A 25,057-nucleotide genomic window follows, 5' to 3' on the forward strand; every position below is an offset into this window, starting at 1 on the left:
CCGAAACAGCGTTATCGGACAAAAGCCAACTCCTTTTTATTACCGAAGATGCCTTGCGGTCTAAAGATCACGATCAACATAATCGCGACTCCCACCAGGATGAAGCGCAGCTGGCCGCCCTGGATCGCTGTCATAAACGGCAACCAGCCCGCCTCCACGGCTCGAGCGATGAAGCCGGAAAAGAACGACAGCAGCACCCAGAAGATCATCGAACCGATGATCGGGCCGAGCACCGTTGCAGCACCGCCGAGCAGCAGGATGGCGTAGATAAAGAAGGTCAGCGTGGTCTGATAGTTCGACGGCACGACCGCTCGAGGCAGGGCAAAGATCATGCCGGCGATGGTACCGAGCACACCACCGAAAATGAGCGACTGCATTTTGTAGGCGTACACGTTCTTGCCGAGCGCACGCACGGCGTCTTCGTCTTCGCGGATGCCCTTGATCACTCGGCCCCACGGGCTGCGCATGATCTGCCAAACGAACAGCGCCGCGAGAATCACGATCGACCAGGCCACGATGCGCAGCCAGGTGTCGTAGGCGTTATTCTCAAACGGCCCGAATCCATAGCTGCCCTCGGCAAGCGGGTTGAGCGCCGCGAACTCGTTCTTGTAACCGCTCAGGCCGTTGGCCGACCCGGTCACTGCGGCGAAGGTGTTCGTCGTGAACAGCAGCCGCACAATCTCGGCGGCGGCGATCGTGACGATAGCAAGGTAGTCAGCGCGCAGGCGCAGCGTCGGAATACCCAAAATCAAGGCGAAAATAACGGATGCTCCCACCCCCACCAAAAAGGCGCCCCAGACGGGAAAACCGAAGGTCAGGATGGAAATGGCGTAACCATAGGCGCCGAGGGCCATGAAGCCGGCCTGGCCAAAGTTCAGCAGGCCGGTGTAGCCGAAGTGCACGGCGAGCCCGAGGGCGGCGAGTGCGTAAGCGGCAGTGGTCGGGCTAATCAGCTCGACGGCTGCGTTGCCAAAGATTGCTCCCCAGTCCATGTGAACCCCTAACCAATTCTCTCTTTACGACCCAGAATGCCTTGCGGTCGAAACAGCAGCACCAGGATCAAAATAACAAGGGCGCCGACTATCTTCATGTCGGACGGAAGCCAGAGCGTCGACAGCTCAACGAAGAGCCCAACGATGAGGGAACCGACGAGGGCTCCGAAGGCGGTACCGAGACCACCCAGGGTGACGGCCGCGAAGACGAGCAGCAACATTTGAAAGCCCATGTCCCAGCTGACGCCCGGGCGGAAGTAGGCCCAGAGCACCCCGCTGAGCCCGGCCAGTGCTGCCCCGACCACCCAGACGATGCGAATGACGTTGTCGACGTCGATGCCGCTGGCCGAAGCCAGGCTGGGATTGTCGGAGACGGCACGGGTGGCCTTGCCGATGCGGGTGCGCAGCAGAAAGTAGGCCACGGCGAGCAGCACCACGATGCTGATGCCCATGCTCGCGAGGTCGATCGGGGAGAGCGAGATCGGGCCGAACTTGAGGTCCGCCATGCCCGCGCCGGGCAGCTGACTCGTGCTGCCGCCGAAGAAATACTGGTACAGGTAGCGCAGCGCCAGCGAGAGTCCGATGCTCACGATCATGAGGGGGATCACCGCCACGCCCTTACGGCGCAACGGTTTCCAGAGCACCGCATCCAGGCTGAATCCGAGCGCGCCGCTCAGCGCTATGGCGATGAGAATGGCGAGCCAGATCGGCAATCCGAAGTTGACCGAGAACACCAGCGTCATCAGCGCACCGAAGGTGATCAGCTCGGCGTGCGCGAAGTTGCTCAGCCCGGTGGTGCCGAAGATCAGCGACACGCCAATCGCCGCGAGGGCGAGCAGCAGGCCAAAGTTCAGGCCGTTGAAGAATCGGTTCACAAACTGGTCGAAGAAGCTCACCGTGTTGCGGACCCCTTCACCGAGGAAGAAGTTGACCGAGCGACGGTCGGTCAGCCCGAACTCGGCTTCGATCACATTGCCACCCTCGGTGACGACGACGCCCTCTGGAAGGGTGTCTTCGTCGAGGGTGACCTCGTAGGTTCCCTTTTCGGGAACCCCGATGGCCCATCGGCCATCGGCATCCGTTACCGTGTCGGCCTCGTAGCCGTTGCCGGACACGGCGATCGCTACGTCGCCGAGGGCTTCCCCATCGAACTGCACGTTGCCGGAGATCGTGAAATCGAACTCGGTGCCGACCTCGTCGGCGTGCGCGCTGCCCGCCGAGAAGGTGGCCATGGTGAGGGCCGCGAGAAGGGTCACAAACAGGATCACGAGCATCCTGGGAACGTATCTCTGAGCCGTATGTATGGGCTGCACGGGACCTCCATGTTGGTGCCGACCGATGGGTAACCGGGCGGGCGCCGGGTGACTAATGCCAACTTCTCTGTTGAGAGTATTTGCCGATTATGTCCTATATGTTTCGAAAGTCCGCACCGGCTGGCTAATGGTGTGCGGAATGTGATGAGCCCAAACACGCTTAACATTGAAGGACCGGTCAATTCCCCTCACGTCCCGTGGGGTGGTAACGCGATTTTCCGGACAATTTTCAGTTTTTCAGCTACAGGTAAGGGGTTTCATGGATCAGCCAGATCCGTTCGGATTCACCGGACTCACCTACGACGACGTGCTGCTCCTGCCGGGGCACACCGACGTCATTCCGAGCGAGGCGGTCACCAAATCCCGGTTGACCCGGCGCATTGATGTGTCGCTGCCACTGCTCTCCAGCGCCATGGACACCGTGACCGAGACCCGCATGGCGATCGCCATGGCCCGTGAGGGTGGCCTCGGAATTCTGCACCGCAACCTGTCGATCGGGGATCAGGCCGAACAGGTCGACCTGGTCAAGCGCAGCGAATCCGGCATGATCACCAACCCGGTCACCACTTCGCCCGACGCCACCGTCGCCGAGGTTGACGCCCTGTGCGGCCAGTTCCGCGTGAGCGGGCTGCCGGTAGTCGACAGTGACGGCATCCTGGTGGGAATCATCACCAACCGCGACATGCGCTTCGTGCCGCATGCCAAGAAGGCCCTCACCCGGGTGCGCGAGGTCATGACGACCTCCCCGCTGATCACCGGCAAGGTCGGGATGGCTCCCGAAGACGCCCTCGCGATCTTTGCCAAGCACAAGATCGAAAAGCTGCCACTGATCGACGCCAACGGCAAGCTCACCGGCCTGATCACCGTGAAAGACTTCGACAAGAGCGAGGAATACCCCCTCGCCACCAAGGACGACGGCGGACGCCTGCGCGTCGGCGCCGCGATCGGCTTCTTCGGTGATGCCTGGCAGCGCGCGACCGCTCTGCTCGAATCCGGGGTGGACGTGCTCGTGGTCGACACCGCCAACGGCGACAGCGCCGGCGTGCTCGACATTATTCGTCGTCTGAAGTCGGACAAGGCCTTCGCTGACGTCGATGTGATCGGTGGAAACGTCGCCACCCGCTCGGGCGCCCAGGCGCTCATCGACGCGGGTGCCGACGCCATCAAGGTCGGCGTGGGCCCCGGCTCGATCTGCACCACCCGCATCGTGGCCGGTGTCGGCGTTCCCCAGATCACCGCCGTGTATCAGGCCTCGCTGGCCGCGCGCGAAACCGGTATTCCGGTCATCGCCGATGGTGGCCTGCAGTATTCCGGTGACATCGCCAAGGCCCTCGTGGCCGGCGCCGACACCGTCATGCTCGGCTCGCTGTTGGCCGGCTGCACGGAAAGCCCCGGCGAACTCGTGTTCGTCAACGGCAAGCAGTTCAAGACCTATCGCGGCATGGGATCGCTCGGCGCGCTGCAGACCCGCGGATCAAAGACGTCGTACTCGAAGGACCGTTACTTTCAGAGCGATGTTCCCAGCGACGAGAAGCTGATCCCCGAGGGCATCGAGGGCCAGGTGCCGTTCCGCGGACCGCTCGCCGCCGTGGCCTACCAGCTCATCGGCGGCCTGCGTCAGTCCATGTTCTATGTGGGAGCGCGCACGATCGAAGAACTCAAGCAAAAGGGCAAGTTCGTGCGCATCACGCCCGCCGGGCTCAAGGAATCGCACCCGCACGACGTGCAGATCGTGGTCGAGGCTCCGAACTACCGTCGGTAGTTCGGGCGCGGGCTGCCGCTCGCGTTCTCTAGGTGGCCCGCGCTGGCGGCCTGCGGATGCCGGGTGACGGCATCCGCTGGAAAAGGGGATGCCGGTGGCTCCCTCTAAACTGGAACCATGGAAATCGAGATCGGCCGCTCCAAGCGCGCTCGCCGCGTATACGCCTTCGACGACATCGCGGTGGTGCCCAGTCGGCGCACCCGCGATCCGGAGGACGTGTCGGTCGGCTGGACCATCGACGCCTACCAGTTCGCCATTCCGGTGCTGGCGGCGCCGATGGACTCCGTCGTCTCGCCCACCACGGCCATCATGATGGGCCAGCTCGGCGGCGTTGGCGTGCTCGACCTCGAGGGGCTGTGGACCCGGCACGAGAACCCCGAGCCGTTGCTCGCCGAAATTCGCAGCCTGCCCGCCGATAAGGCGACCGCGCGCATGCAGGAGATGTACTCCGCCCCGATCCAGCCGGAGCTTGTCACCGCGCGCCTGGCCGAGATTCGGGCCGGCGGAGTCACCGTGGCCGGGGCTCTCTCGCCCCAGCGCACCCAGGAACTCTACGAAACCGTCGTTGCCGCCGGCGTCGACCTGTTCGTCATCCGCGGCACCACAGTCTCGGCCGAGCACGTCTCGCAGAACCAGGAACCGCTCAACCTCAAGAAGTTCATCTACGAGCTCGACGTTCCCGTCATCGTCGGCGGCGCTGCCACCTACACGGCGGCCCTGCACCTCATGCGCACGGGAGCCGCGGGCGTTCTGGTCGGTTTCGGCGGGGGAGCCGCGTCGACCACCCGCGCGACCCTAGGCATCCACGCCCCGATGGCCACAGCCGTAGCGGATGTCGCCGGCGCGCGCCGCGACTACATGGACGAGTCCGGCGGGCGTTACGTGCACGTCATCGCCGACGGAGGGCTGGGCACCTCGGGCGACATCGTCAAGGCGATCGCCTGCGGCGCCGACGCCGTCATGCTCGGCACAGCGCTCGCCCGGGCAACGGATGCTCCCGGCGGCGGATTCCACTGGGGCGCCGAGGCGCACCACCCTCAGCTGCCGCGCGGCAAGCGCGTCGAGGTCGGCACCGTCGCGCCGCTCGAGGAGATCCTCTACGGTCCGGCTCCGGTCGCCGACGGCACCGCCAACCTGATCGGCGCGCTGCGTCGGTCGATGGCGACCACCGGTTACTCCGATCTTAAAGAATTTCAACGGGTTGAAGTGGTTGTCGCGCCGTACCGAGTGAACTAACGTCAGCTTAAATCAATATCGGTGAGAGCTGGCGTCGGTTTAGATCAACACCGAAGTCAGCTCGTTCCGCCGGTACCCAGCTTCACCCGCCACAATTCAGTACCGCAATAGCGTTGTTGCAACACGCCGCTTGAACTTGAACACGGAGTCTGAACAGGAGTAGTCATGGCCTCCCACAATTCGGTACCGCACATTTCAGCAGGGACTAATTCAGTCGTCACTAATTCAGCAGTCACTAATTCAGTGACGCGATCCTCGAGATTAGGGCCGGAGGAGCGCGAGGCGGCCCTGGCCAAGCTCAAAGACAAAGAGCTCGACATTCTTGTGGTCGGCGGCGGAATCGTCGGTGCCGGGGCCGCTCTCGATGCCGTCACGCGCGGGTTGAGCGTCGGCATTCTGGAGGCGCGGGACTGGGCCTCAGGCACATCGAGCCGGTCGTCCAAGCTCGTGCACGGCGGCATTCGCTATCTGGAGCAGCTGGACTTTCGTCTGGTGCGGGAGGCGCTCACCGAGCGGGGTCTGCTGTTGCAGCGCATCGCGCCGCACCTCGTGAAGCCGGTGCGGTTCCTGTATCCCCTCAAGAAACGCTTCACCGAACGGTTCTACATCGGCGCCGGAATGCTGCTGTACGACATCTTCTCGTACACCGGGGGGCGCCCGCCCGGGGTGCCGCATCACCGCCACCTGTCGAAGAGTCAGGTGCAAAAGCTCATCCCGAGCCTGACCAACAACGCCCTGGTCGGCGGCATCACCTACTACGACGCCCAGGTCGACGACGCTCGCTACGTGTCCTCGCTTGTACGCACCGCCTCGTTCTACGGCGCGCACGCCGCCAGCCGGGTGCGGGTCGAGGGATTCATCAAGGTGGGGGAGCGCGTCGTCGGCGTGCACGCCCACGACCTGCAGACCGGCGAACGCTTCGATGTGCGGGCCAAACAGGTCGTGAATGCGACCGGCGTCTGGACCGACGACACCCAGCGCATGGTCGGCGAACGCGGCACCTTCAAAGTGCGGGCCTCGAAGGGTGTGCACCTCGTGGTGCCGCGCGATCGATTCCAGAGCGCGATGGGGCTGCTGCTGCGCACCGAGAAGAGCGTACTGTTTGTGATTCCGTGGGGCCGACACTGGCTCATCGGCACGACCGACACCGACTGGTACCTCGACAAGGCGCACCCGGCCGCGACGGCCGCCGATATCGACTACATTCTGGAACACATCAACTCCGTGCTGAGCGTGCCGCTCACCCGGGAAGATGTCGAGGGCGTCTACGCCGGGCTTCGCCCGCTGCTGGCCGGCGAGAGTGACGAGACCTCCAAGCTCTCCCGCGAACACCTCGTCGGGCATTCCGTTCCCGGCCTCGTCGTCATCGCCGGCGGCAAGTGGACCACCTACCGCATCATGGCCAAAGATGCAGTGGATGCCGCGGTGTCCGCTCTCGACGGGCGCATTCCCGCGTCGGCGACCCACGACATCCCCTTGCTGGGGGCCGAGGGATACCAGGCTGCCTGGAACAAGCGCGGCAAGATCGCCAGGGCGTTCGGCCTGCACACCGTGCGCGTCGAACACCTGCTCAACCGGTACGGCACGCTCACCGACGAGCTGCTCGACCTCATTCGCGCCACCCCGGCGCTCGCCGAACCGTTGCCCGGCGCCGACGACTACATCGGAGCCGAAGTGGTCTACGCGGCCTCGCACGAAGGCGCGCTGCACCTCGAAGACGTGCTGGCTCGGCGTACCCGCATCTCGATCGAGGCCTGGGATCGCGGGGTGTCGGCCGCACCGGTCGCCGCAGCGCTCATGGCCGGCGTGCTCGGCTGGGACCAGGAGCGAATCGACCGTGAGGTCGGCTTCTACCTCACCCGGGTCGCAGCCGAGCGGGCTTCGCAGGAGCAGCCGGACGACGAGTCCGCCGACCGGGTGCGCCTCGAGGCCCCCGATATCGTCGTGACCACCTAGCGGCCCTCCGGTCAGGACCGCGCCCGCTTTGGGTGGCCGCCACAGCTTCGAGCGGATGCCCGCGCCCGGTTCGGGTAGTCGCCCTCTGCGTCAACCGGCGTAGCGGCTACCGAAATGGGGCGCAGGCACCCTTGGGGCGCGGGCATCCGCTGGTCGAGCGCACGAGTGAAGCGGATGCGCAGCGAGGGGCGCGCGGCGGCAAAAGCGGCTCCGGTAGAATAGGGCTACTGCCCTCTACCTCAGGAGTCATGACAATGGTTGATGTTCGGCGGGTCAAACTTCCTGGCGTTGGGGTACTGCACACCTTCATCACGGATGACGGTGGCAAAGTCGGCGTCATCGCCCACCGATCTGGCCACAGCGACCTCATCACCTTCGCCGACGATGAAGGCGGCCCGGACGCGAGCAAGGTTTCCCTGCGGCTTAACGAAGACGAGGCGCACACCCTCGCCGAGCTGCTCGGAGGTACCCAGATCACCGAATCGCTCAGCGCCCTCGACCAGATCCCGGGCCTCAGCATCGACTGGTTCACCGTCGACTACGAAGACCACATCGCCGGCCAGGCCCTGGGCAATCCGGCCGACCGTGGCATCGCGGGCCTCACCGTCGTCGCCGTGGTGCGCGGCGAATCCGCCAACCCGGCCCCCGCCGCCGACTTCAAGGTCTTCCCCGGTGACACCCTCGTCGTCGCCGGCTCGCCGGAAAAGGTCGTCAAGGCCTTCGCGTTCTTTCGAACCGGTGAAGTGAAGGCGAAGACCGTCGACGCTCCACCCGGGGGGTAAGCGATGCACGTGGGCGAAGACCTCCTCGTTCTCGGCATCCTGCTCGTCGTCGCCTACGTTCTTGGCCGCCTGGGCAAGGTGATCGGGCTCCCCACCATCCCGATCTACATGATCGTGGGCGTGCTCGCCAGCCCCAACACCGACTTCTTCCCCCTCGACTTCCAATCCGGCGATATCGAACTCATCGCCGTGTTCGGCCTGATCCTGCTGCTCTTCAGCCTCGGCCTCGAATTCGACCAGGAAGAATTCTTCGGCAACGCCAAGACGCTGATCATCTCCGGCGGGTCCTGGGTGCTCATCAACATGGGCGCGGGCTTCATCTTCGGCATGCTCGTGGGCTGGGGCCCCCGCGAAGCCCTCGTCATCGCCGGTATGACCGGCACGTCGTCGAGCGCGATCATCACCAAACTGCTCATCGAACTGCGCCGTCTGGCCAATAAAGAGACACCGATGATCCTCGGCGTGACCGTCGTGGGTGACATCTTCATCGCGATCTACCTCTCCATCGTCTCCGTCGTGCTCAGCGGCAAAACCGAGATCTGGCCGATCGTGCTGCAACTGTCCATCGCGTTCCTCTTTCTCGTCGCAATGTTCTCGCTCGCCCGCTGGGGCGGCCGGGTGGTGTCGCGTCTCATGCGCACCAAGGACGACGAACTGTTTACCATTTTGTTCTTCGGCCTGGTCGTGCTGTTCGCCGGCATTGGCGAGATCATCGGCGTGACGGATGCCATCGGCGCGTTCCTGATCGGCGTCGTGCTCGGCGCAAGCAGCTACCGCGCCAAGATCGAACGTGTCGCGGTGCCCCTCCGCGATATCTTCGCGGCGTTCTTTTTTCTCAACTTCGGCCTCGCCCTCGATATCGCCCAGTTCGGTTCGGTGATCGGCGTGGTGCTCATCGCCATCGGGATGACCTTTGTGCTCAGCCTGCTCTCGGGCGCGCTGCTGGCGTGGCTGCACAAAATGGGGCCACGCGAAGCCCTCAATACGGCCGCGATCTTCGTCAACCGCGGCGAGTTCACCTTGATTCTGGCGACCCTGTCGGTGTCGGCCGGGCTCGACCCGCGCCTGCAACCGTTCGCCGGCCTGTACGTGCTCTCCATGGCCATCCTCGGCCCGCTGTTCGCGGCGAATTCGGAGAAGATCGGGTCGGCACTGCGCCACCGGGTGCCGGCATCCGTTACGACGGGGGCAGCGCGCAATCCGATGCGGGACGAAGAGATCGCCCTCGTCGAGGCGGCGACGGCGGCCCAGGCCGCGGACGCCGACGAGCACAACCGGCGGGCGCCCAAACGTGACTCGGTCAATTCCCAAGCGACGGAAGCTACGGTTGCACAAGCGAAACACATAGATTCAATGGCCGATTTCGCGCTCGGCCAGCACACCCCAGATCCCGATGATGACGCCGACAGACCGGCACGCAAACCCGGGCGAGAAACCCACACAGGTGACTATTCGTGATCAGAATGATGCTGCGCCCCCGCTGGGTGCTTGCGCTGCTGCTGGCCCTCGGCATCGCAGCAGGCTTCGCCCTGCTCGGACACTGGCAGCTTGAGCGCGCCATCGAATCCGGCGTGGTCGTGGAACGCAGCACCGAGCAGGTCAAACCGCTCGCCGAGGTCGTGCAGCCCGACGGTACGGTGACGCAGATCGCGACCGGCCAAATGGTCACGACGACGGGCTCCTGGGTGCCCGGCGACGAGCAGCTCATCACCACGCGCCTCAACGGCGGCATCGATGGTTTCTGGGTGGTCAGCCATTTTCAAACGGATGCTGCCGCCAGCGTCGCCGTCGCGCGCGGCTGGGCTCCCGACCGGGCCGCCGCCCAGTCGGTCATCGAGGTATTGGCGACGGAACCGGCGAACGCTCCCGTCACGCTGACCGGACGCTTTCTCACCGGGGAGGCCCCGGAGTTGCCCGACCCGGAGGGCGACTCGATGGAAATGACCAAGGTCGCGCCATCCGCTCTGATCAATCTGTGGGCCGATTTCAGCGACGAGTCGGTCTATTCCGGCTACATCGTCGATGCCGAAGCAGCGCCCGGCCTTGATGTGATCGATTCCCCGGTGCCGGAAGTCGACCAGTCGCTGAACTGGCTGAACATCTTCTATGCCATCGAGTGGGTCGTCTTCGCCGGCTTCGCCGTTTTCCTCTGGTACCGCCTGGTGCGCGACGCCCTTGAGCGCGAAATTGAAGACGCCGAAGCCCTCACTGCGCTCACGTAGAATTAGGCACATGCCTCGTCTACCCAAGCCCGCCGATATCTCCAGAATTCCCGGTGCGCTGCGGCTGTACCAGGTGTCATCGACCATCACCGGCGTCTTCCTGCTGCTGCTCTGCATCGAAATGGTCATCAAGTACGGCTTCGGCCACGAGATCGAGATGGGCGGTTCGCAGGGGTTTCTCGCGCTCGTTCCGACCGACACGGTCGCCGCGATCAACCTCAGCACCGGCATTCTGATCGCGCACGGCTGGTTCTACGTGCTCTACCTGTTCGCCGACTTTCGCCTCTGGAGCCTCATGCGCTGGCCGTTCTGGCGCTTCGTGCTCATCGCCCTCGGCGGCGTCGTTCCCACCCTGTCCTTCATCGTCGAGGTTCCCGTTGCTCGCACGGTGAAGCGTTTCCTCGCCGAGAATACCGAAAAGACCGCGGCACTTGCCGAGAAGGCGAAGGCCCAAGAATGACCATTCCAGCGGATGCCCCCATCACCGATTCCGGGCTGGATCGCCCCGTTCTCGTGGTCGACTTCGGTGCGCAGTATGCGCAGCTGATCGCAAGGCGCGTGCGGGAGGCATCCGTTTATTCGGAGATCGTGCCGCACACCATCACCGCCGCCGAAGTGCTCGCCAAGAACCCACGCGGAATCGTTTTGAGCGGTGGACCGTCCAGCGTCTACGCCGAGGGCGCACCAGCTTTCGACGCTGCGATCTTCGAGCTCGGCGTGCCCGTGCTCGGCATTTGCTACGGCTTCCAGGTGATGGCGACCGCCCTCGGTGGCACCGTCGCCCACACCGGGGCCCGCGAATACGGCTCGACCCCGGTCACCGTGAGCAACGCAGGCAACGTGCTGCTGGCAGACCAGCCGGGCAGTCAGACCGTCTGGATGAGCCACGGCGACTCGGTCGCCACCGCGCCCGACGGCTTCACCGTGCTCGCCTCCTCGGTCTCGACCCCGGTCGCCGCGTTCGCCAATGACGAGAAGCGGCTCTACGGCGTGCAGTGGCACCCCGAGGTCAAGCACTCCGAAAACGGCCAGCACGTACTTGAAAACTTTCTGCACCGCGCCGCCGGTATCAACGCCGACTGGAACAGCGGCAACGTCATCGCCGAGCAGGTCGCGAAGATTCGCGCCCAGGTCGGAACCGGCAAGGTCATCTGTGGCCTGTCCGGCGGAGTCGACTCCGCCGTGGCCGCGGCCCTCGTGCACAAGGCCATCGGCGACCAGCTGGTCTGCGTCTTTGTCGACCACGGTCTACTGCGCCAGGACGAACGCCGCCAGGTTGAAGAGGATTACGTCAAGGCCACCGGAATTCGTCTGGTCACGGTCGACGTACGCGAGCAGTTCCTGACCGCCCTTGAGGGCGTGAGCGATCCGGAGACCAAGCGCAAAATCATCGGCCGCGAGTTCATTCGCACCTTCGAGCAGGCCCAGGCCGAGCTGATCAAGGAAGCCGCCGAAACAGACGGCGATCCGATCGCCTTCCTCGTGCAGGGTACCCTGTACCCCGACGTCGTCGAATCCGGCGGCGGCAGCGGCACTGCGAACATCAAGAGCCACCACAACGTGGGCGGCCTGCCCGAAGACCTGCAGTTCGAACTGGTCGAACCGCTGCGCACCCTGTTCAAGGACGAAGTGCGCGCGATCGGCGCCGAACTCGGCCTGCCGGCCGAAATCGTGCAGCGCCAGCCGTTCCCCGGCCCCGGCCTCGGAATTCGCATCGTCGGCTCGATCACCCAGGAACGCCTCGACCTGCTCCGTCAAGCGGATGCCATCGTGCGCGCCGAGCTGACCGCCGCCGGCCTCGACCGCGAGATCTGGCAGTGCCCGGTCGTGCTGCTCGCCGACGTGCGCTCGGTGGGCGTGCAGGGCGATGGCCGCACCTACGGCCACCCGATCGTGCTGCGCCCGGTGTCGAGCGAGGACGCCATGACCGCCGACTGGACCCGGCTGCCCTACGACCTGCTGGCCAAGATTTCGAACCGCATCACCAACGAGGTCGACGGGGTTAACCGCGTGGTGCTGGACGTCACCTCGAAGCCGCCGGGAACGATTGAGTGGGAGTGATCCCCAAGTAAAGAAGGGCCGGCTCTCGTGAGCCGGCCCTTCTTGTGTGCCCGGCACCCGCATCCGCTCGTAGCCGCGCCCGAAACGGCCACCCGTTTGGTGCGCGCTCATGCGTTTCTGGGGCGTTGGCCTACCGGGCGGAACCGGTGGCCGACCCGACCGCGCGGCGCTCAGCGGGCGGGCCGCGCGAGCAGCGCGCGGGCCACGTCGCGGGCGACTTCGACCGGATGTGCGAAGGTCTCCGTGCCGACGGTGACGAGCGCGCACTCGTGGAGCAGCATCATCCGCTTCGCCATGCACCAAAGCGGATGCCGCCACCCCCTCCTCGACCGAGAGGTGGCGCGGCCGACCGGTGGTGAGGTGCTCGATCGTGCGGCCCGACGGGCTGAGCGGGCAGAGGTATCTGCACTGGAGACGCTCGCGAACGCCCGAACGGAGCGTTTTGGTCAGCTACAGGAGCGGACTGGCGCGTGATCGTGGTGGATTGTGCTGGGGTGGTTGACGTATTGACCGCCGTCGCCGGCGCCGATGCGCTTGACTGGGCAGATGACGCGCACACTCAGTCCTGCCCGCGAGATGGGGGAGCGGCCCGTGGCAGCATGCAGATCATGACCAGCCCTGACCTTCGCGACTGGCCGGCCAGCGACCCACGATTCCGCCGATCGGAAGTGTCGGCGGTCGTGGGGAGGGGTGACGCGGTCTGGGAGCGCGCCGCTCGGGATGTGCTTCGGTGGCGGGTGAAGACCGCGAGCGGGTTTGCGGTCGACTCACCCGGTGCGGTGTCGCCCGGCGACCGGGTAATCGTCACTGCAGGCCTGTTCAACCTGACCGTTGTCGAGCCGGTGGAGGTCGTTGCCGTCGTCGACGAGCCGGATCGGGTCGGGTTTGCCTATCGAACCCTGCCCGGGCATCCGGTCAGCGGTGAGGAGGCGTTCATCGTGCATCGCCGTGGCGACGAGGTGCGCCTCACCGTGCGCTCGCTCACGAGGGCGGCGCCGCAGCAACCGTGGCGAGCTCTCTACCCACTGCTCCGCGTCGCGCAACTGATCGCGCGCAGGAGGTACCTGCGTTCGCTCCGCTGATCGAACGGGGCATCATGTCCAGGTCGTGCTGCGCTGTCGCCGAATCAGATACTCGTGAAACTTCGGTGCAGTGTATTCGTAGAGACCTTTTTGCAGCCGGTAGACCACACCCTGATCCGCCAGCCTGCCCATCAAGACGTTGACGTTGACGTTGACGTTGCCCTGCTTGCGAAAGGTGACCTGGTGTATGCTGACTCGCACGCGCCGGTCAGCAGGAGAAAGTCCTGGGGCGAGCCGCGCGGCGAACCGGATGACAGCCCAATCGTCACGATCACCATCGAGCCCGTTGTCAACGGCACAAGCATGACCTTCGATCTGCACGGTGTCGACGGGTCCAGGGGCGATGGATTCTTCTACGACGGATGGCAGGACGTGCTCGATTCGCTCGGGCGCTCCCTGAGCTAATCGCGCGTTGCCGCAGCGTTGATCCTCTGCAACAGCCCCACGAGGATCGACTGTTCCTCGATGGTGAGGATCGCGGTGATGGCTCGCTCGGTCTCGACGTGCGGGGCCAGGGCGGCATCGATGAGCCGCTTACCGGCATCCGTCAGCGCGACCAGAGTGCCGCGGCCATCGTCGGGGTTCGCCTCGCGGCTGACCAGACCTCGCGTCTGCAGTTTGTTCAGCCGCTGGGCCACCGCGCTCGTCGAGATCATCGCATCGCGGGCCAGCGCCGCCGGGGCGATCCGGTACGGCGCACCACTCCGCAGCAGCGTGGCGAGCACGTCGAAAGAGGATGCGTCCAGGCCATACCGCGTAAAGGTCGCGGCCAGGCGGGTCTCGATCGCCAGAGCGGTGCGGCTCAAGCGGCCGATGACGGCCATCGGGGAGACATCGAGGTCGGGCTTCTCGTTGCTCCACTGCTCAAGGATTCGATCAACCTGGTCTGCCATGGTTCTAGCCTAGCAATTGCTAAGCACTTAGCTATAATAGCTAAGTGCTTAGCAATCGATCGCTGCTGTTGGCGACCACAGCCCTTGCCCCCATTCTCTGGGGCACCACCTACCTGACGACGACGATGTTCCTGCCCGCCGATCGGCCCCTGCTCGCAGCATTCCTGCGCGCGTTCCCTGCAGGGCTGCTGCTGCTGATTCTCTGCCGCCGGTTACCGCACGGCGACTGGTGGTGGAAATCCTGGGTGCTCGGCGTGCTCAATATCGGGGCGTTCTTCGCGCTGCTCTTCATTGCGGCCTACCGGCTGCCCGGCGGAGTGGCCGCCATCGTCGGAGGTCTGCAACCGCTCGTGGTCGCAGTGCTCGCCAGTCGAGTAGTGCACGAGCGCCTGACCGGGCGCGTGCTGGCGGGCGGTGCGGCCGGAGCCTTCGGAGTGAGTCTCATCGTGCTCCAAGCGCAGGCGAGGATTGACGCTATCGGAATTCTGGCCGCGGTCGGCGGCACGCTGTGCATGGCATCCGGGATCGTGCTCTCCAAGAAGTGGGGGCAGCCCGCGCCGCTGCTCGCGACAACTTCGTGGCAACTCATCGCCGGCGGACTCAGCCTCCTGCCCGTCCTGCTCCTGCTCGAGGGCCTCCCGACCACGCCGTTGACCGCGCCCAACCTCCTCGGCTACGCGTATCTCTCCGTGGTCGGCACCGCATTCGCCTACGTCGCCTGGTTCCACGGCATTGCGCGTCTGGCGGCGAGCACCATTGCCTTCCTCGGCCTGCTGAGCCCGGTCGTTGCGATCCTGCTCGGCTGGGCGATCGCCGGAGAGGACCTTGCCCCGATTCAGATAGCGGGAATCGTCATCGTTCTGGGCTCGATCTCGGCCGCCATCGTTGCCAGGGCCCCAAAGCCTGCCGGTCTTCCACACAACCTCAGAGAGAGGGGGCTCAAGCGTGGCTCATCGTTCCTTCGGCCGGCTGATCTCGGTGCCGGCCGCGAGTCTGGCGGCATTCCACGAGAACCCGTCGACAACGCCGGGATCGATGCCGGCGGGGGCGGTGAGCGCAGATTGCGCTTGCTGGAACCTGTGAATGGTGCTGTAGATGGTGGACTGGATGACGTCTCTACGCAGCAGTGACCACGATTGAGCCTCATTGACCAGCCGCTCGACCGTGATCTTGCGGTGATCGAACACGTTGTCGATTGCCATCGCCAGATCCCAGTTGATCCGGCCACGCTGGAAGAGGTTCGGAACGGCGTCGTAAATTTGCGAGATGCTGGTGCCATCACTGTCGTGGATAAGCCCGACGTTCTTGGCGTGGGCATCATTGTTTCCAATGAGAACGTGAAAAACCAGTTGTCGCAACCATTGAGTCGCGCCAGTAAAGGCCCAGGGCTTGGGTGACATCCTCCTGATGTACGAGGGTACCGTTTCGGCCAGAGACCCGACGGTCGAATCGTTCGACAGCCAAAAACGTGGTCTGGCCCAGGGTTATTACCTCGCTGCTGAATTGAGAGAGCCCCATGTGCCGGGCGAGTTCATGGCTGTAGAACTCGTTGTAGATTCCCCCGGGCCGGGATTGCAGTTGCGGTTTGAGGATGTGCGTCGAGTGGGCTCGACCGTGAGGCTCGTGCCAATCGGAACCAAATCGCGCTGGTTGCCGTCCGGCGCATAGCCGCCGAAAAAGTTGGAGACCAAGGTGGCGTCTGGGCGAGTACCCGGAAGAGACGCGAACGATTCGGTCAGGGTGATCGAGCCCGCCGGTAGTCGCTGTCCCAAGTGAAAATGATGCGATGCTTGTCGTGCTGCCGGCCGCTCCGATAGGTTTCCACCACGCCGAGATAGTCCTCGTGGAGGAAGACGGACAGTGCGTCAGACATGATCGTCGGTCTTGTCACTGAGAGTGTATGAAATGGTGATGGTGGTGCCGAGCGTGTTCAGGGCGCGAAAGAGCCGGGTGATATAGAAGTTGGGTCGCCCCTTCTCCAACTCCTGCAAATATTGTCAGGAGACGGCGAGGTCCTGAGCGAGGTCGTCTTGGCGGATGCCTCGGGACTCGCGAACGGCCTTGATCACGGCGCCGAGGTCGCGGAATTTCGTCACCGCCCCGGTATTCATTTCAGGCTTCTCGTTCGCGGGGCCGGGGGCGCCCCTAGCTATGTAGGCATCTTCTTGCATACCTGCATGGAAGAATAAGCTTGCATGCAGGTGTGCACGGATATTCTTGCACCGGGCATCCGCTTGTTTAGCCTTTGGGGGCCTTGATGTATTTGCGGATAGCGCGGATGACTACAAAGGCCAGCCCGAGGAGCACGATGGCGCTGCCGATGTAGCCGAACGTTGCGGTCATGCCGTTGGCTTCGAGCGGGAGCAACGCGTGCAGGTCTGTGAAACTCATTACTTAAGCCAACCACAGTGTGGCGTGCGCGGGGTACGAAAAAGCGCCCCCGTTCCGAAAGAACGAGGGCGCCTGATCAAGCGGATGCTGTTACTCGCGGGTGAGCACGAAGATGCGCAGCATCTCGACGTAGAGCCAGACGACGGTCATGATGATGCCGAACGCGCCGGTCCAGCCGTACTTGCGCGGCAGGCGGTTGTTGACGCCCTTCTGGATGAAATCGAAGTCGAGCACGAGCGAGTACGCGGCCAGCAGCACCGCGAGCAGGCCGATGAGGATTCCGAGCTTGATGTCGAAGCCGAGAATGCTGATGCTCGCACTGCGCATGCCGAAGGCCTGATCGCTGCCGCCGAAAATCATCATTCCCACGTTGATCAGCGAGAACGCGGCGTAGCCGATCATGGCGATCAAGAAGATCTTGGTGGCCTTCTTCGAGGCGCGAATCTTGCCGCTCTTGAACAGTGCGAGCGTGACGCCGACCACGACGAGAGTGGCGAGAACCGCCTGCATCACGACGCCCCCGTAGATGTCTTCAAAGACGCGGGAGATACCACCGACAAACAAGCCCTGGGCCCCGGCGAAGGCAAGGATCAGCGGAGCCGACGGCTCCTTCTTGAAGGTGTTGACCAGGCCGAGCACGAAGCCGGCGATGGCACCCAGAATGAACAGGAACGGCAGCACCGGGGTGGCGACCCAGGAGATCATGGCCGCCACGAGCAGCAGCGCGAAGCCGAGGCCGGTCTTGGTTATGGTGTCTTCGTAGGTCATGCGTTCGGTGTCCTGTGAACCGGCGGCGGGCCGGTTGTACATCGACTGCAGATCGTTGTCAGAGAGGGCCTGCGACGACGCCACTGCGCCACGAGCGCCGAACGCTTCGTTGCGGGAGAAAGCGGGGTTGGAGGATGCCATGGGTTGCTGTACTCACAATCAGCTGATGGGTCATTCGGGTGCGCGCGGGCGAACCGACACGCAGCGCCTGGTGCGGCACTGAATTAAAGGTACCCGAGAGCGCATTCGAATGTGCTGGGGATCAGCCGATTTGCAGCAATTCAAGCCGTGATCTGGCACCCGTTTCGCTGCAAGCGGATGCCGGCCCCCAGCATCCGTTCTGCTGGTGCGGTTAGCCTGACACCATGCAACCGATCGTCATTGGCCACCGCGGGGCAAGCGGCCACCGGCCCGAACACACGCGCTCAGCTTTCAATTTGGCCTTCGCGCTCGGCGCCGACGCCGTCGAACCCGACCTGGTCGCCACCCGCGACGGCGTGCTCGTCATTCGCCACGAAAACGAAATCTCCGGCACAACGGATGTCGCCACTCGCGCCGAATTCGCCGCTCGCCGCGCCGAGAAACTCGTTGACGGCAAGGCGATCACCGGCTGGTTCACCGAGGATTTCACCTGGGAGGAACTGCGCACCCTGCGCGCCCGGGAACGGCTGCCAGCCCTGCGACAGAGCAATACGACCTTCGACGACCAGCACCCGATTCTGCGCCTGCGCGACCTGTTCGACCTCGTCGACGCCGCGGCCGAGCAGACCAACCGAACGCTCGGGATCGTCGCCGAGATCAAGCACGCCACCTATTTCGGCGGGCTCGACCTGCCGCTGCCCGAACTGTTCGCGGCCGAGGTCTCCGCTGCCGGCTGGAACACCGACCGGCTCACCGTGGAGAGCTTTGAACCGAGCGTGCTTGCCCAGGTTCGGGCTCAGGGTGTGCGTGGCAAACGCGTCTTCCTGATCGAAGACGAGGGGTACCCCGTCGACCAGGTCGCGGAGTACGGCGCCGGCGCGCTCAGCTACGCCGACCACCTCACGGCCGATGGGCTCGCGAGCCTCGCCGCTGGCCGCTCGGCTGGCGGGTCCCGCAGCAGTATGGGCTCCAGTACCGCCACGAGTGATATCGGCGTCGATGGCATCAGCGTGCCCAAATCGCTCATCCTCGAAACGGATGCTGCGGGTGACGTGACCGGGGCATCCGCTCTGGTGGACGACGCCCACGCTGCCGGGCTCGAGATCTACTGCTGGACCCTGCGGCCGGAAAACAAATTCCTGGCAAAAACCTTTCGCAGCGGCACCCGCAAGGGCGACTTCGGACACTGGCAGTCGGAGTTCCGCGTCATTCTCGGCTCCGGCATCGACGGGGTATTCGCCGACCACCCGGATCTGGCCGTGCACGTGCGCGACGCGTTCTGAGCGGCTGCCAGCGTCCCGTGATCCATGTGTTCCGACACGCGTAGGTTTCGAGACACCGCAAACACCAATCGAAGTGAAACGCGCGCGTTGCGCTGTGCTTTCGGGCTCAGAGTGGCCCGGGAGCCGAATCCGTTACCGGACGGTCGCGCACAATTGTCGAGTGCCGGGCGACGCGCGTTGAGACGGCATGCGGTATCGCTCGGTGCCGCCCGAGATGGGTGCCCCGAGGAAAGATTGTGGAGACTCAGCGGACAGTCACCGAAACCTGAGGAACCTGAGTGGGGTCTCAGAACTTCTCAGGTCGGAGTACCTCGACATCGCTCACGAAGAGGATCATGGCGTAGTTGTCGTAGTAATGCTCCTGAAAATAGGCGGCGATTTCTTCAGCCGTCGCTGCGTCGCACACCACCTCGATGCGGATGTTCCCACTCGTTTCCCAGCCGGCGTTGCGAGTACCACGACTCCCCTTGCCACGAGCGTCAGTGATGGTATATCCGTGGGCGTGAAGCCGATCGATATCCCGGATAAGAGTGCCTTCCAGGGCGGCTTCGGTGACAACGGTCAACAGCTTGCGGGTATGGCTTTGCATCGGGTTCAACCTTTCGCGAACGTATGAGCCCACACGGCGAGTGCGTGGTACAGCGGGATCCCGATCAGGACATTGAACGGAAATGTTATCCCGAGCGCACCGGCCAGGGAGAGGGTGGGGTTGGCCTCGGGTACAGAGATGCGCATGGCTGCCGGTACCGCGATGTAGGACGCACTGGCCGCCAGAGTCGCCAAGATGGTCGTTCCTCCGATGGAGAGGCCCAAAGACCACCCCAGCCACGTTCCCACCAGCGCCGAAAAAAGCGGCATTGCGATGGCAAAGACCACCAGAAAGGGGCCGTGTCGGCGCAGGCTTCCCATCTGTGTCGCCATAATCAAGCCCATCTCCAGCAGAAAAAGAGCGAGAATTCCCTTGAAGAGATCCACGAATAACGGTTGGATGGACGACAGCCCGTCCGGGCCAGCTACCCAGCCGATGAGCAGTCCGCCCAGGAGCAGCACGATGCCTTTCCCCAGAAACACTTCATGGGCGATCGACTTCCACCGCGTCTCGCGCGAGATGCCTCGCGCGAGCACAATTCCCACCAGAATCGCTGGCACTTCCAGCAGCACCAGAAGCAGTGGCATGTGTTCTTCGAACGAGACCTGCTGGCTGCCGAGGTAGGCGACGGCGACGGCGTAGGTGCCCACGCTCACGGAACCGTAATGGGCGGCGATAGAGGCCGCATCCGCTCGCTTGAAACGGCCCAGATAGCGCAGCACCGGGAACGCGACCAGGGTAAGGCCGAAACCCATGGCCACCACGGCGAGCATTTGCGGCAACAGGCTGGCGAAAGGCTGCTTGGCGAGTTCCACGCCGCCTTTGAGGCCAATGGCCAGCAGTAGCACGATGCTGACGAACTCGTAAATCGCCGCCGGAAGACGCAATTCTGAACGCAGGAGGCCGGCCACGGCTCCGAGCAGGAAGAAGAGAATGATGGGATCGATCACATTGTGGCTCTCTGATTTACTCTGCTCGAAGTGTGAAGAAGCGGCGCGACTCCATGGTGACCAACCCCGTCAATGCACGCTGACCAATACGTGCTAAGTATAGCGTGCATTGTGGAGCGTGTGTCGGCTATGGTGAGATGATGGCCGACTGGACCTTTCTTACTAATCACGCACACGTTTTGCTCTGCGTTTCTCAAGACCCCGGCATGCGATTGCGCGATATCGCAGTAGAAGTGGGGATCACCGAACGCGCCGCCCAGCGAATAATCGCCGAACTCGTCGCAGATGGCTATCTCACGCGTCAACGCGACGGCCGGCGCAACAGTTATCAGCTCTACCCAGACTTACCGCTTCGACATCCCTTGGAACGCCACCACAAAATTGGTGAGCTTCTCAGAGCCCTTGGATCCGTCGACCGTGAGTAGCCACCGCGGTCGAAACCGCCAGCCGCCTGCGGTGTGGCCCGGTCGACGAACAGTCTGTGCCTACAGCTCGTGCTCAGCAGGGCAGGTGAGTTGTGGTCTGCAATGATTCAGGGAATTTGGACTCGAGCTCCATCTACTCCGGTAAACGGGTCGCTCTGCTGACCCAGCATGGCAAGGAGCGCGTGGTCGGTCCTGTGTTGGAGCGGGAGCTTGGTTGCCGGGTCGAACACATCGTGGGCTACGACACGGATCTACTCGGCACTTTCACCCGCGATATCCCCCGCTCCGGCACACAGCTTGAGGCAGCACGCAAGAAAGCGCGCGTGGGCATGGAATTGTCGGCATTGCCCCTGGGCCTTGCCAGCGAGGGGTCGTTTGGTCAGGATCCGTTCATGGGGATGTTCCCCTGGAACGTTGAATTCCTGATCTGGATCGACCGTGAGCGCGAGTTGGAGGTCGTCGGCGTGGCGCAAGGCAAGGCGAATTTCTCCCACCTGCTGACGGCGGACTGGGCAGCCGCCGAAACGTTCGCCCGCAAATCGAGGTTCCCCGAACACCACGTGGTCGTACGCCCGGAAAGCGAGCACGACCCCCGCATCCGCAAGGGAATCGCCGCCTGGGCGGAACTGGAAATCACCTTTGCGTGGGCGCTGGCGCAATCGGAAAACGGCCACGTGTTTCTCGAAACGGACGTGCGCGCCCACGCCAATCCGACGCGTATGGAAAACATCCGTCTCGCGGCCGAAGACCTCGCACAGAAACTACGTTCCCTGTGTCCAGCCTGCGGCACCCCAGGTTTCTGGAAGGTAGAGCGGGTGGCAGGACTGCCCTGCCGCGACTGTTACGCGCCCACGAACGAGACCCGTGCTGAAACTCATGGATGCCTCATCTGCCCGCATCGCCACACTCGCGAGTTCACCGACCGAAGCTACGCCGACCCGCGTTTTTGCGACAACTGCAACCCGTGATGTTGCCCATGCCCTCGACACGCTGGTCGCGCACATGATGTGCGGCAGGCCAGCCACGAGAGCCGCATGGGTTTTAGATCAATACCGTTCAGCTAAGCGTTTGAATGGTGATTTCTGGGGCGTGGAGGGGTTGCGGCCATTGGGCGTGGCGGAAGCGGCCAAGAGAAGAAGGAGATAGTCCTCCTCCGCGTTGATGTCGTCGACAAGCTCGACCTCGTCAACGTCTGCGCGGTGGGGGTCACGGTTGTCGGCCCTGCGATCATCCATCCATCCAATTGACTCGATCAGCAAACGTCGGGGCGTCGCTAAACTCCACATCCCGACCCGCCCGCGTGTCAGGGGCCTCGCCTACACTGGAAATCGACATGATCACACCTCTTAACGCGGAATCCGCGCCCGCCACCGCCGGCCGCTCGGCCACGCCGATCATTCTCGATTCCAATGGGTATGCGGGCACCGGCAGCGCCCAGCAGAGCCCGTTGCTCGACGGGCTCAACCCGCAGCAGAAAGAAGCCGTCGAATACCGCGGCCAGGCGCTGCTCATCATCGCCGGCGCCGGGTCGGGCAAGACCAGCGTGCTCACCCGTCGGGTGGCGAGCCTGCTCGAAACGCGGGATGCCTGGCCGAGCCAGATTCTCGCGATCACGTTCACCAACAAGGCGGCCGCTGAAATGCGCGAGCGGGTGCACGCCATCCTCGGCCAAGCGTCCGACGGAATGTGGATCAGCACCTTCCACTCCTCCTGCGTGCGCATTCTGCGCCGCGAAGCCGAGAAGATCGGTCTGTCAAGCACCTTCAGCATCTACGACTCGGCGGACAGCAAGGTCACGCTCAAGCGCATCATCAAGGGTCTCGACGCCGACACCTACGGCTTCACGCCCGGATCGGCGGGCGCCAAGATCTCCAAGCTCAAGAACGAACTCGCCGACGCCGATTCCTATGCCCGCAACGCGAACATGAGCGACCCGCAGGAGGTCATGTTCGTCGAGATTTTTCGGCAGTACTCCGCCCGGCTGCGTGCCGCGAGCGCTCTCGACTTCGACGACCTCATCGGTGAGACCGTCTACCTGTTTCGTGCGTTCCCCAAGGTCGCCGCGCTCTACCGGCGGCGGTTTCGGCACCTGCTGGTCGACGAATACCAGGACACCAACCACGCCCAGTACGCCCTCGTGCACGAGCTCACCCGGCCGGTCACGGCCGAACTCGCTCAGGAGATGGAAGACGACGGCGTGCACGTGCGCAATTTGCGCGACGGCAGTGGCGCCATTCCCGGCGCCTCGCTCACCGTGGTCGGTGACTCCGACCAGTCCATCTACGCCTTCCGTGGCGCCGACACCCGCAATATCAGCGGCTTCGAGCGGGACTACCCCGGAGCGAAGGTGATTCTGCTCGAGCAGAACTACCGGTCGACCCAGAACATCCTCTCAGCGGCGAACGCCGTGATCGGCCACAACTTCGACCGCACCGACAAAAAATTGTGGAGTGCGGGCGGCGACGGCGAGAAAATCGTCGGTTTCACGGCGTATTCCGGGCACGACGAAGCCCAGTTCGTCTCGGACGAGATCCAGGTGCTGCACGCAGCCGGCATGGCCTACCGCGACATGGCCGTGTTCTACCGCACCAACGCGCAGACCCGAGCGCTCGAAGAAATCCTGGTGCGCTCGGCCACACCGTACCGGGTGGTCGGCGGCACCAAATTCTATGAGCGGGCCGAAATCAAGGATGCCCTGGCCTACCTCATCGCCGTCGCCAACCCGGTCGACGAACTCGCCCTGCGCCGCATTCTGAACACCCCCAAGCGCGGTATCGGCCCAGCCACCGAGACCGCACTGTCGAGCTTTGCCGACGATAACGAGCTCACCTTTCGGCAGGCAATGCGCAATTGCGCCGCACTGGGTCTCGGCCCGAAGGTGACCGGCGCCATCCTCAAACTGGCCGAACTGCTCGATGCCGCCGCGCTCCTGCTTGTGCCGACGTCGGTGACTGATGACGGCGTGCCAGTCGGCGGCTCCAACGTCTCCGACGTGCTCGAGTTTCTGCTCGGCGGCAGCGGACTGCTGGCCGTGCTGCGGGGCAGCCGTGACCCGCAAGACGAGGTACGGGCCGAGAACATCGAGGAGCTCGTCGCCCAGACCAAGGACTTCAACAAGGAGAACCCCGACGGCGGTCTTGTCGACTTTCTCACCCAGGTGTCACTCGTGGCCGCCGCTGACGACCTCGATGACGCGTCGGGAACGGTGTCGTTGATGACGCTGCACACCGCGAAGGGCCTCGAATACGAGGCCGTGTTCCTCACCGGCGTTGAGGAGGGGCTGCTGCCGCATCAGATGTCGGCGAACGAGCCGGGAGGTCCGGCTGAAGAGCGCCGCCTGTTCTATGTGGGCATCACGCGCGCCCGCAAGCGGCTTTACCTCTCACTCGCCATGACCCGGGCCCAGTTCGGCGATATCAACGTGGCGATGCCGAGCCGCTACCTGCAGGAGATCCCGGCCGAGCTGATCGACTGGAAGCAGTCGCCGGGAATGGCCAACTCGCGCGGCGGCACCCAGCCGCGCGCTCTGAACGCGCGCCGCGATGGCGGCTTCGGTGGCTTTGGCAACTCTTTGACTAGTTCGAGCGACGGTTACGGCGGGCGCAGCGGTTACGGCACCAGCGCGAAGCCGGCCGGCCTGCCGCCGGGCAAGCCGAAGACGGAGTGGGCGAACAAGATCACCGGAACGGTGCGCGACAACGGCAGCCTCGAACTGGCGGCGGGCGACCGCATCCGCCACCACGACTTCGGCGAGGGCCGGGTCAACCAGGTCACCGGCGAAGGAACCAAGCGCATCGCGCACGTGCAGTTCGACACCGCGGGCGCCAAAAAGCTGTTGATCAAGATCGCTCCAATCGAAAAGATCTAGCGTGGAGCCAGCCAAGCCCGAAAGCTTGTGGCAGTGGGCGCGCTCCCTGCGCGGCTTCCAGTTCGAGGTCGCTACCCGGGCCGCAGTCGCCGCGCTCGGTCAGTTCGGTGCCGAGATTCTGATCGGCCGCCACTACGGCGCCGCCCTGCTGTTCGTGACCCCGCTCGCCCTCACCGTGGTGCACCTCACGAGCCCGGGGCCGGTTCCGGTGCCGGCGTTGCTCGTCGATCGCGTGTTGGAGACAGTACTTGGCAGCGTCGTCGCCCTGGTCATTGTGCTGCTCGTGCGCGCGCGGGCCCGGAGACGACCGGCGCTGCCGGGGTAGTCGATAACGGGGCTGTCG

General features: G+C 64.1%; 28 protein-coding genes. 18 read left to right on the plus strand and 10 right to left on the minus strand.

Annotated elements, in window-relative coordinates:
* Positions 1-11 precede the first annotated feature (11 nt).
* Positions 12-992, minus strand: coding sequence for a branched-chain amino acid ABC transporter permease (locus E3T46_RS14060; RefSeq protein ID WP_134444723.1), 981 nt, complete (start codon positions 990-992; stop codon positions 12-14).
* A gap of 8 nt (positions 993-1,000) precedes the next feature.
* Positions 1,001-2,266, minus strand: coding sequence for a branched-chain amino acid ABC transporter permease (locus tag E3T46_RS14065; protein WP_134579022.1), 1,266 nt, complete (start codon positions 2,264-2,266; stop codon positions 1,001-1,003).
* 298 nt (positions 2,267-2,564) lie between these two features.
* Between E3T46_RS14065 and guaB the strand changes: the two genes are divergently transcribed.
* From guaB to guaA, 8 genes are all read left to right on the plus strand, one after another.
* A complete protein-coding gene (gene guaB, locus E3T46_RS14070; RefSeq protein WP_134579023.1) occupies positions 2,565-4,067 on the plus strand; it encodes an IMP dehydrogenase in 1,503 nt (500 codons plus the stop codon).
* 117 nt (positions 4,068-4,184) lie between these two features.
* The gene (locus E3T46_RS14075) at positions 4,185-5,303 is read left to right on the plus strand and encodes a GuaB3 family IMP dehydrogenase-related protein (RefSeq protein WP_104132231.1); all 1,119 of its coding nucleotides are present in this window, start codon (positions 4,185-4,187) and stop codon (positions 5,301-5,303) included.
* A 243-nt stretch (positions 5,304-5,546) separates the two neighbouring features.
* Positions 5,547-7,259: a glycerol-3-phosphate dehydrogenase/oxidase gene (locus E3T46_RS14080; protein WP_092449555.1), complete on the plus strand. Its 1,713-nt coding sequence runs from the start codon at positions 5,547-5,549 to the stop codon at positions 7,257-7,259.
* A gap of 254 nt (positions 7,260-7,513) precedes the next feature.
* Positions 7,514-8,041: a TrkA C-terminal domain-containing protein gene (locus E3T46_RS14085; protein WP_092107335.1), complete on the plus strand. Its 528-nt coding sequence runs from the start codon at positions 7,514-7,516 to the stop codon at positions 8,039-8,041.
* Positions 8,042-8,044: 3 nt separating this feature from the next.
* A complete protein-coding gene (locus tag E3T46_RS14090) occupies positions 8,045-9,499 on the plus strand; it encodes a cation:proton antiporter (protein ID WP_134579024.1) in 1,455 nt (484 codons plus the stop codon).
* Positions 9,500-9,504: 5 nt separating this feature from the next.
* Positions 9,505-10,263 carry an SURF1 family protein gene (locus E3T46_RS14095; protein WP_241980789.1) on the plus strand — a complete coding sequence of 253 codons (759 nt, stop codon included), beginning with the start codon at positions 9,505-9,507 and terminating at the stop codon, positions 10,261-10,263.
* A gap of 10 nt (positions 10,264-10,273) precedes the next feature.
* Complete coding sequence (locus tag E3T46_RS14100) at positions 10,274-10,723, plus strand: DUF3817 domain-containing protein (protein WP_134579026.1); 450 nt, start codon at positions 10,274-10,276, stop codon at positions 10,721-10,723.
* Positions 10,720-12,324: a glutamine-hydrolyzing GMP synthase gene (gene guaA / locus E3T46_RS14105; RefSeq protein WP_134579027.1), complete on the plus strand. Its 1,605-nt coding sequence runs from the start codon at positions 10,720-10,722 to the stop codon at positions 12,322-12,324. The genes E3T46_RS14100 and guaA overlap by 4 nt, the downstream gene beginning before the upstream one ends.
* Before the next feature lie 170 nt (positions 12,325-12,494).
* On the opposite strand, the gene E3T46_RS18745 is transcribed toward guaA, so the two are convergent.
* A complete protein-coding gene (locus E3T46_RS18745; protein WP_255411839.1) occupies positions 12,495-12,620 on the minus strand; it encodes a hypothetical protein in 126 nt (41 codons plus the stop codon).
* Between the two features lie 198 nt (positions 12,621-12,818).
* Between E3T46_RS18745 and E3T46_RS14110 the strand changes: the two genes are divergently transcribed.
* Positions 12,819-13,406: a DUF1990 domain-containing protein gene (locus E3T46_RS14110; protein WP_241980777.1), complete on the plus strand. Its 588-nt coding sequence runs from the start codon at positions 12,819-12,821 to the stop codon at positions 13,404-13,406.
* 90 nt (positions 13,407-13,496) lie between these two features.
* Complete coding sequence (locus tag E3T46_RS14115) at positions 13,497-13,811, plus strand: SRPBCC domain-containing protein (RefSeq protein WP_134579028.1); 315 nt, start codon at positions 13,497-13,499, stop codon at positions 13,809-13,811.
* Here the strand turns inward: E3T46_RS14115 and E3T46_RS14120 are convergent.
* Positions 13,808-14,299 (minus strand): MarR family transcriptional regulator, encoded by a 492-nt coding sequence (locus E3T46_RS14120; protein WP_134579029.1) that lies wholly within the window; start codon positions 14,297-14,299, stop codon positions 13,808-13,810. The two genes, E3T46_RS14115 and E3T46_RS14120, sit on opposite strands and share 4 nt — an antisense overlap.
* A 44-nt stretch (positions 14,300-14,343) precedes the next feature.
* Between E3T46_RS14120 and E3T46_RS14125 the strand changes: the two genes are divergently transcribed.
* The 3 genes from E3T46_RS14125 to E3T46_RS18585 are packed head-to-tail and all read left to right on the plus strand — an operon-like array spanning position 14,344 to position 15,967.
* Positions 14,344-15,429 carry an EamA family transporter gene (locus tag E3T46_RS14125; protein ID WP_134579030.1) on the plus strand — a complete coding sequence of 362 codons (1,086 nt, stop codon included), beginning with the start codon at positions 14,344-14,346 and terminating at the stop codon, positions 15,427-15,429.
* Between the two features lie 6 nt (positions 15,430-15,435).
* On the plus strand, positions 15,436-15,696 hold the full coding sequence (locus tag E3T46_RS18050; RefSeq protein ID WP_166790289.1) for a hypothetical protein: 261 nt from the start codon (positions 15,436-15,438) through the stop codon (positions 15,694-15,696).
* Positions 15,689-15,967, plus strand: a complete 279-nt coding sequence (locus E3T46_RS18585; RefSeq protein ID WP_241980779.1) for a hypothetical protein — start codon at positions 15,689-15,691, stop codon at positions 15,965-15,967. The genes E3T46_RS18050 and E3T46_RS18585 overlap by 8 nt, the downstream gene beginning before the upstream one ends.
* Positions 15,968-16,034: 67 nt before the next feature.
* Here the strand turns inward: E3T46_RS18585 and E3T46_RS18590 are convergent, their stop codons facing one another.
* The 3 genes from E3T46_RS18590 to E3T46_RS14140 form a co-directional block, all read right to left on the minus strand.
* Complete coding sequence (locus E3T46_RS18590; protein ID WP_241980781.1) at positions 16,035-16,172, minus strand: hypothetical protein; 138 nt, start codon at positions 16,170-16,172, stop codon at positions 16,035-16,037.
* A gap of 365 nt (positions 16,173-16,537) precedes the next feature.
* Positions 16,538-16,690: a hypothetical protein gene (locus tag E3T46_RS18055; RefSeq protein ID WP_166790291.1), complete on the minus strand. Its 153-nt coding sequence runs from the start codon at positions 16,688-16,690 to the stop codon at positions 16,538-16,540.
* Positions 16,691-16,780: 90 nt separating this feature from the next.
* Positions 16,781-17,599, minus strand: coding sequence for a Bax inhibitor-1/YccA family protein (locus E3T46_RS14140; RefSeq protein ID WP_134444745.1), 819 nt, complete (start codon positions 17,597-17,599; stop codon positions 16,781-16,783).
* Positions 17,600-17,823: 224 nt separating this feature from the next.
* On the opposite strand from E3T46_RS14140, the gene E3T46_RS14145 reads away from it, so the two are divergent.
* Complete coding sequence (locus E3T46_RS14145) at positions 17,824-18,882, plus strand: glycerophosphodiester phosphodiesterase family protein (RefSeq protein ID WP_134579032.1); 1,059 nt, start codon at positions 17,824-17,826, stop codon at positions 18,880-18,882.
* Between the two features lie 286 nt (positions 18,883-19,168).
* Here the strand turns inward: E3T46_RS14145 and E3T46_RS14150 are convergent, their stop codons facing one another.
* Together E3T46_RS14150 and E3T46_RS14155 are read right to left on the minus strand one after the other, a co-directional pair.
* Positions 19,169-19,471, minus strand: coding sequence for a transcriptional regulator (locus tag E3T46_RS14150; RefSeq protein WP_134579033.1), 303 nt, complete (start codon positions 19,469-19,471; stop codon positions 19,169-19,171).
* 5 nt (positions 19,472-19,476) lie between these two features.
* Positions 19,477-20,421, minus strand: a complete 945-nt coding sequence (locus E3T46_RS14155) for a sodium-dependent bicarbonate transport family permease (protein WP_134579034.1) — start codon at positions 20,419-20,421, stop codon at positions 19,477-19,479.
* A gap of 140 nt (positions 20,422-20,561) precedes the next feature.
* Between E3T46_RS14155 and E3T46_RS14160 the strand changes: the two genes are divergently transcribed.
* Together E3T46_RS14160 and E3T46_RS14165 are read left to right on the plus strand one after the other, a co-directional pair.
* Positions 20,562-20,846: a helix-turn-helix domain-containing protein gene (locus tag E3T46_RS14160; protein ID WP_134579035.1), complete on the plus strand. Its 285-nt coding sequence runs from the start codon at positions 20,562-20,564 to the stop codon at positions 20,844-20,846.
* A gap of 116 nt (positions 20,847-20,962) precedes the next feature.
* Positions 20,963-21,814 carry a DUF6671 family protein gene (locus tag E3T46_RS14165; RefSeq protein ID WP_134579036.1) on the plus strand — a complete coding sequence of 284 codons (852 nt, stop codon included), beginning with the start codon at positions 20,963-20,965 and terminating at the stop codon, positions 21,812-21,814.
* 78 nt (positions 21,815-21,892) lie between these two features.
* On the opposite strand, the gene E3T46_RS14170 is transcribed toward E3T46_RS14165, so the two are convergent.
* On the minus strand, positions 21,893-22,081 hold the full coding sequence (locus tag E3T46_RS14170; RefSeq protein ID WP_134579037.1) for a hypothetical protein: 189 nt from the start codon (positions 22,079-22,081) through the stop codon (positions 21,893-21,895).
* 98 nt (positions 22,082-22,179) lie between these two features.
* On the opposite strand from E3T46_RS14170, the gene E3T46_RS14175 reads away from it, so the two are divergent.
* Together E3T46_RS14175 and E3T46_RS14180 are read left to right on the plus strand one after the other, a co-directional pair.
* Positions 22,180-24,714 carry a UvrD-helicase domain-containing protein gene (locus E3T46_RS14175; protein ID WP_134579038.1) on the plus strand — a complete coding sequence of 845 codons (2,535 nt, stop codon included), beginning with the start codon at positions 22,180-22,182 and terminating at the stop codon, positions 24,712-24,714.
* 1 nt (position 24,715) lies between these two features.
* Positions 24,716-25,039 (plus strand): FUSC family protein, encoded by a 324-nt coding sequence (locus E3T46_RS14180; RefSeq protein ID WP_134579039.1) that lies wholly within the window; start codon positions 24,716-24,718, stop codon positions 25,037-25,039.
* Positions 25,040-25,057: the final 18 nt, after the last annotated feature.

Origin of the sequence: Cryobacterium sp. Hh11 (genome assembly GCF_004404045.1) — a bacterium.
In the GTDB taxonomy this organism is placed as follows: domain Bacteria; phylum Actinomycetota; class Actinomycetes; order Actinomycetales; family Microbacteriaceae; genus Cryobacterium; species Cryobacterium levicorallinum.

What these genes read in the sequence shown, in the direction of transcription:
- guaB (WP_134579023.1), top strand. Translation starts at nt 2,565, where the DNA reads ATGGATCAGCCAGATCCGTTCGGATTCACCGGACTCACCTACGACGAC.
- E3T46_RS14145 (WP_134579032.1), top strand. Translation starts at nt 17,824, where the DNA reads ATGCAACCGATCGTCATTGGCCACCGCGGGGCAAGCGGCCACCGGCCC.
- E3T46_RS14095 (WP_241980789.1), top strand. Translation starts at nt 9,505, where the DNA reads ATGATGCTGCGCCCCCGCTGGGTGCTTGCGCTGCTGCTGGCCCTCGGC.
- guaA (WP_134579027.1), top strand. Translation starts at nt 10,720, where the DNA reads ATGACCATTCCAGCGGATGCCCCCATCACCGATTCCGGGCTGGATCGC.
- E3T46_RS14090 (WP_134579024.1), top strand. Translation starts at nt 8,045, where the DNA reads ATGCACGTGGGCGAAGACCTCCTCGTTCTCGGCATCCTGCTCGTCGTC.
- E3T46_RS14175 (WP_134579038.1), top strand. Translation starts at nt 22,180, where the DNA reads ATGATCACACCTCTTAACGCGGAATCCGCGCCCGCCACCGCCGGCCGC.
- E3T46_RS14140 (WP_134444745.1), bottom strand. Translation starts at nt 17,599, where the DNA reads ATGGCATCCTCCAACCCCGCTTTCTCCCGCAACGAAGCGTTCGGCGCT.
- E3T46_RS18590 (WP_241980781.1), bottom strand. Translation starts at nt 16,172, where the DNA reads ATGTCTGACGCACTGTCCGTCTTCCTCCACGAGGACTATCTCGGCGTG.
- E3T46_RS18745 (WP_255411839.1), bottom strand. Translation starts at nt 12,620, where the DNA reads ATGGCGAAGCGGATGATGCTGCTCCACGAGTGCGCGCTCGTCACCGTC.
- E3T46_RS18055 (WP_166790291.1), bottom strand. Translation starts at nt 16,690, where the DNA reads ATGAGTTTCACAGACCTGCACGCGTTGCTCCCGCTCGAAGCCAACGGC.
- E3T46_RS14150 (WP_134579033.1), bottom strand. Translation starts at nt 19,471, where the DNA reads ATGCAAAGCCATACCCGCAAGCTGTTGACCGTTGTCACCGAAGCCGCC.
- E3T46_RS14065 (WP_134579022.1), bottom strand. Translation starts at nt 2,266, where the DNA reads ATGCTCGTGATCCTGTTTGTGACCCTTCTCGCGGCCCTCACCATGGCC.
- E3T46_RS14170 (WP_134579037.1), bottom strand. Translation starts at nt 22,081, where the DNA reads ATGGATGATCGCAGGGCCGACAACCGTGACCCCCACCGCGCAGACGTT.
- E3T46_RS14160 (WP_134579035.1), top strand. Translation starts at nt 20,562, where the DNA reads ATGGCCGACTGGACCTTTCTTACTAATCACGCACACGTTTTGCTCTGC.
- E3T46_RS14085 (WP_092107335.1), top strand. Translation starts at nt 7,514, where the DNA reads ATGGTTGATGTTCGGCGGGTCAAACTTCCTGGCGTTGGGGTACTGCAC.
- E3T46_RS14100 (WP_134579026.1), top strand. Translation starts at nt 10,274, where the DNA reads ATGCCTCGTCTACCCAAGCCCGCCGATATCTCCAGAATTCCCGGTGCG.
- E3T46_RS14120 (WP_134579029.1), bottom strand. Translation starts at nt 14,299, where the DNA reads ATGGCAGACCAGGTTGATCGAATCCTTGAGCAGTGGAGCAACGAGAAG.
- E3T46_RS14075 (WP_104132231.1), top strand. Translation starts at nt 4,185, where the DNA reads ATGGAAATCGAGATCGGCCGCTCCAAGCGCGCTCGCCGCGTATACGCC.
- E3T46_RS14060 (WP_134444723.1), bottom strand. Translation starts at nt 992, where the DNA reads ATGGACTGGGGAGCAATCTTTGGCAACGCAGCCGTCGAGCTGATTAGC.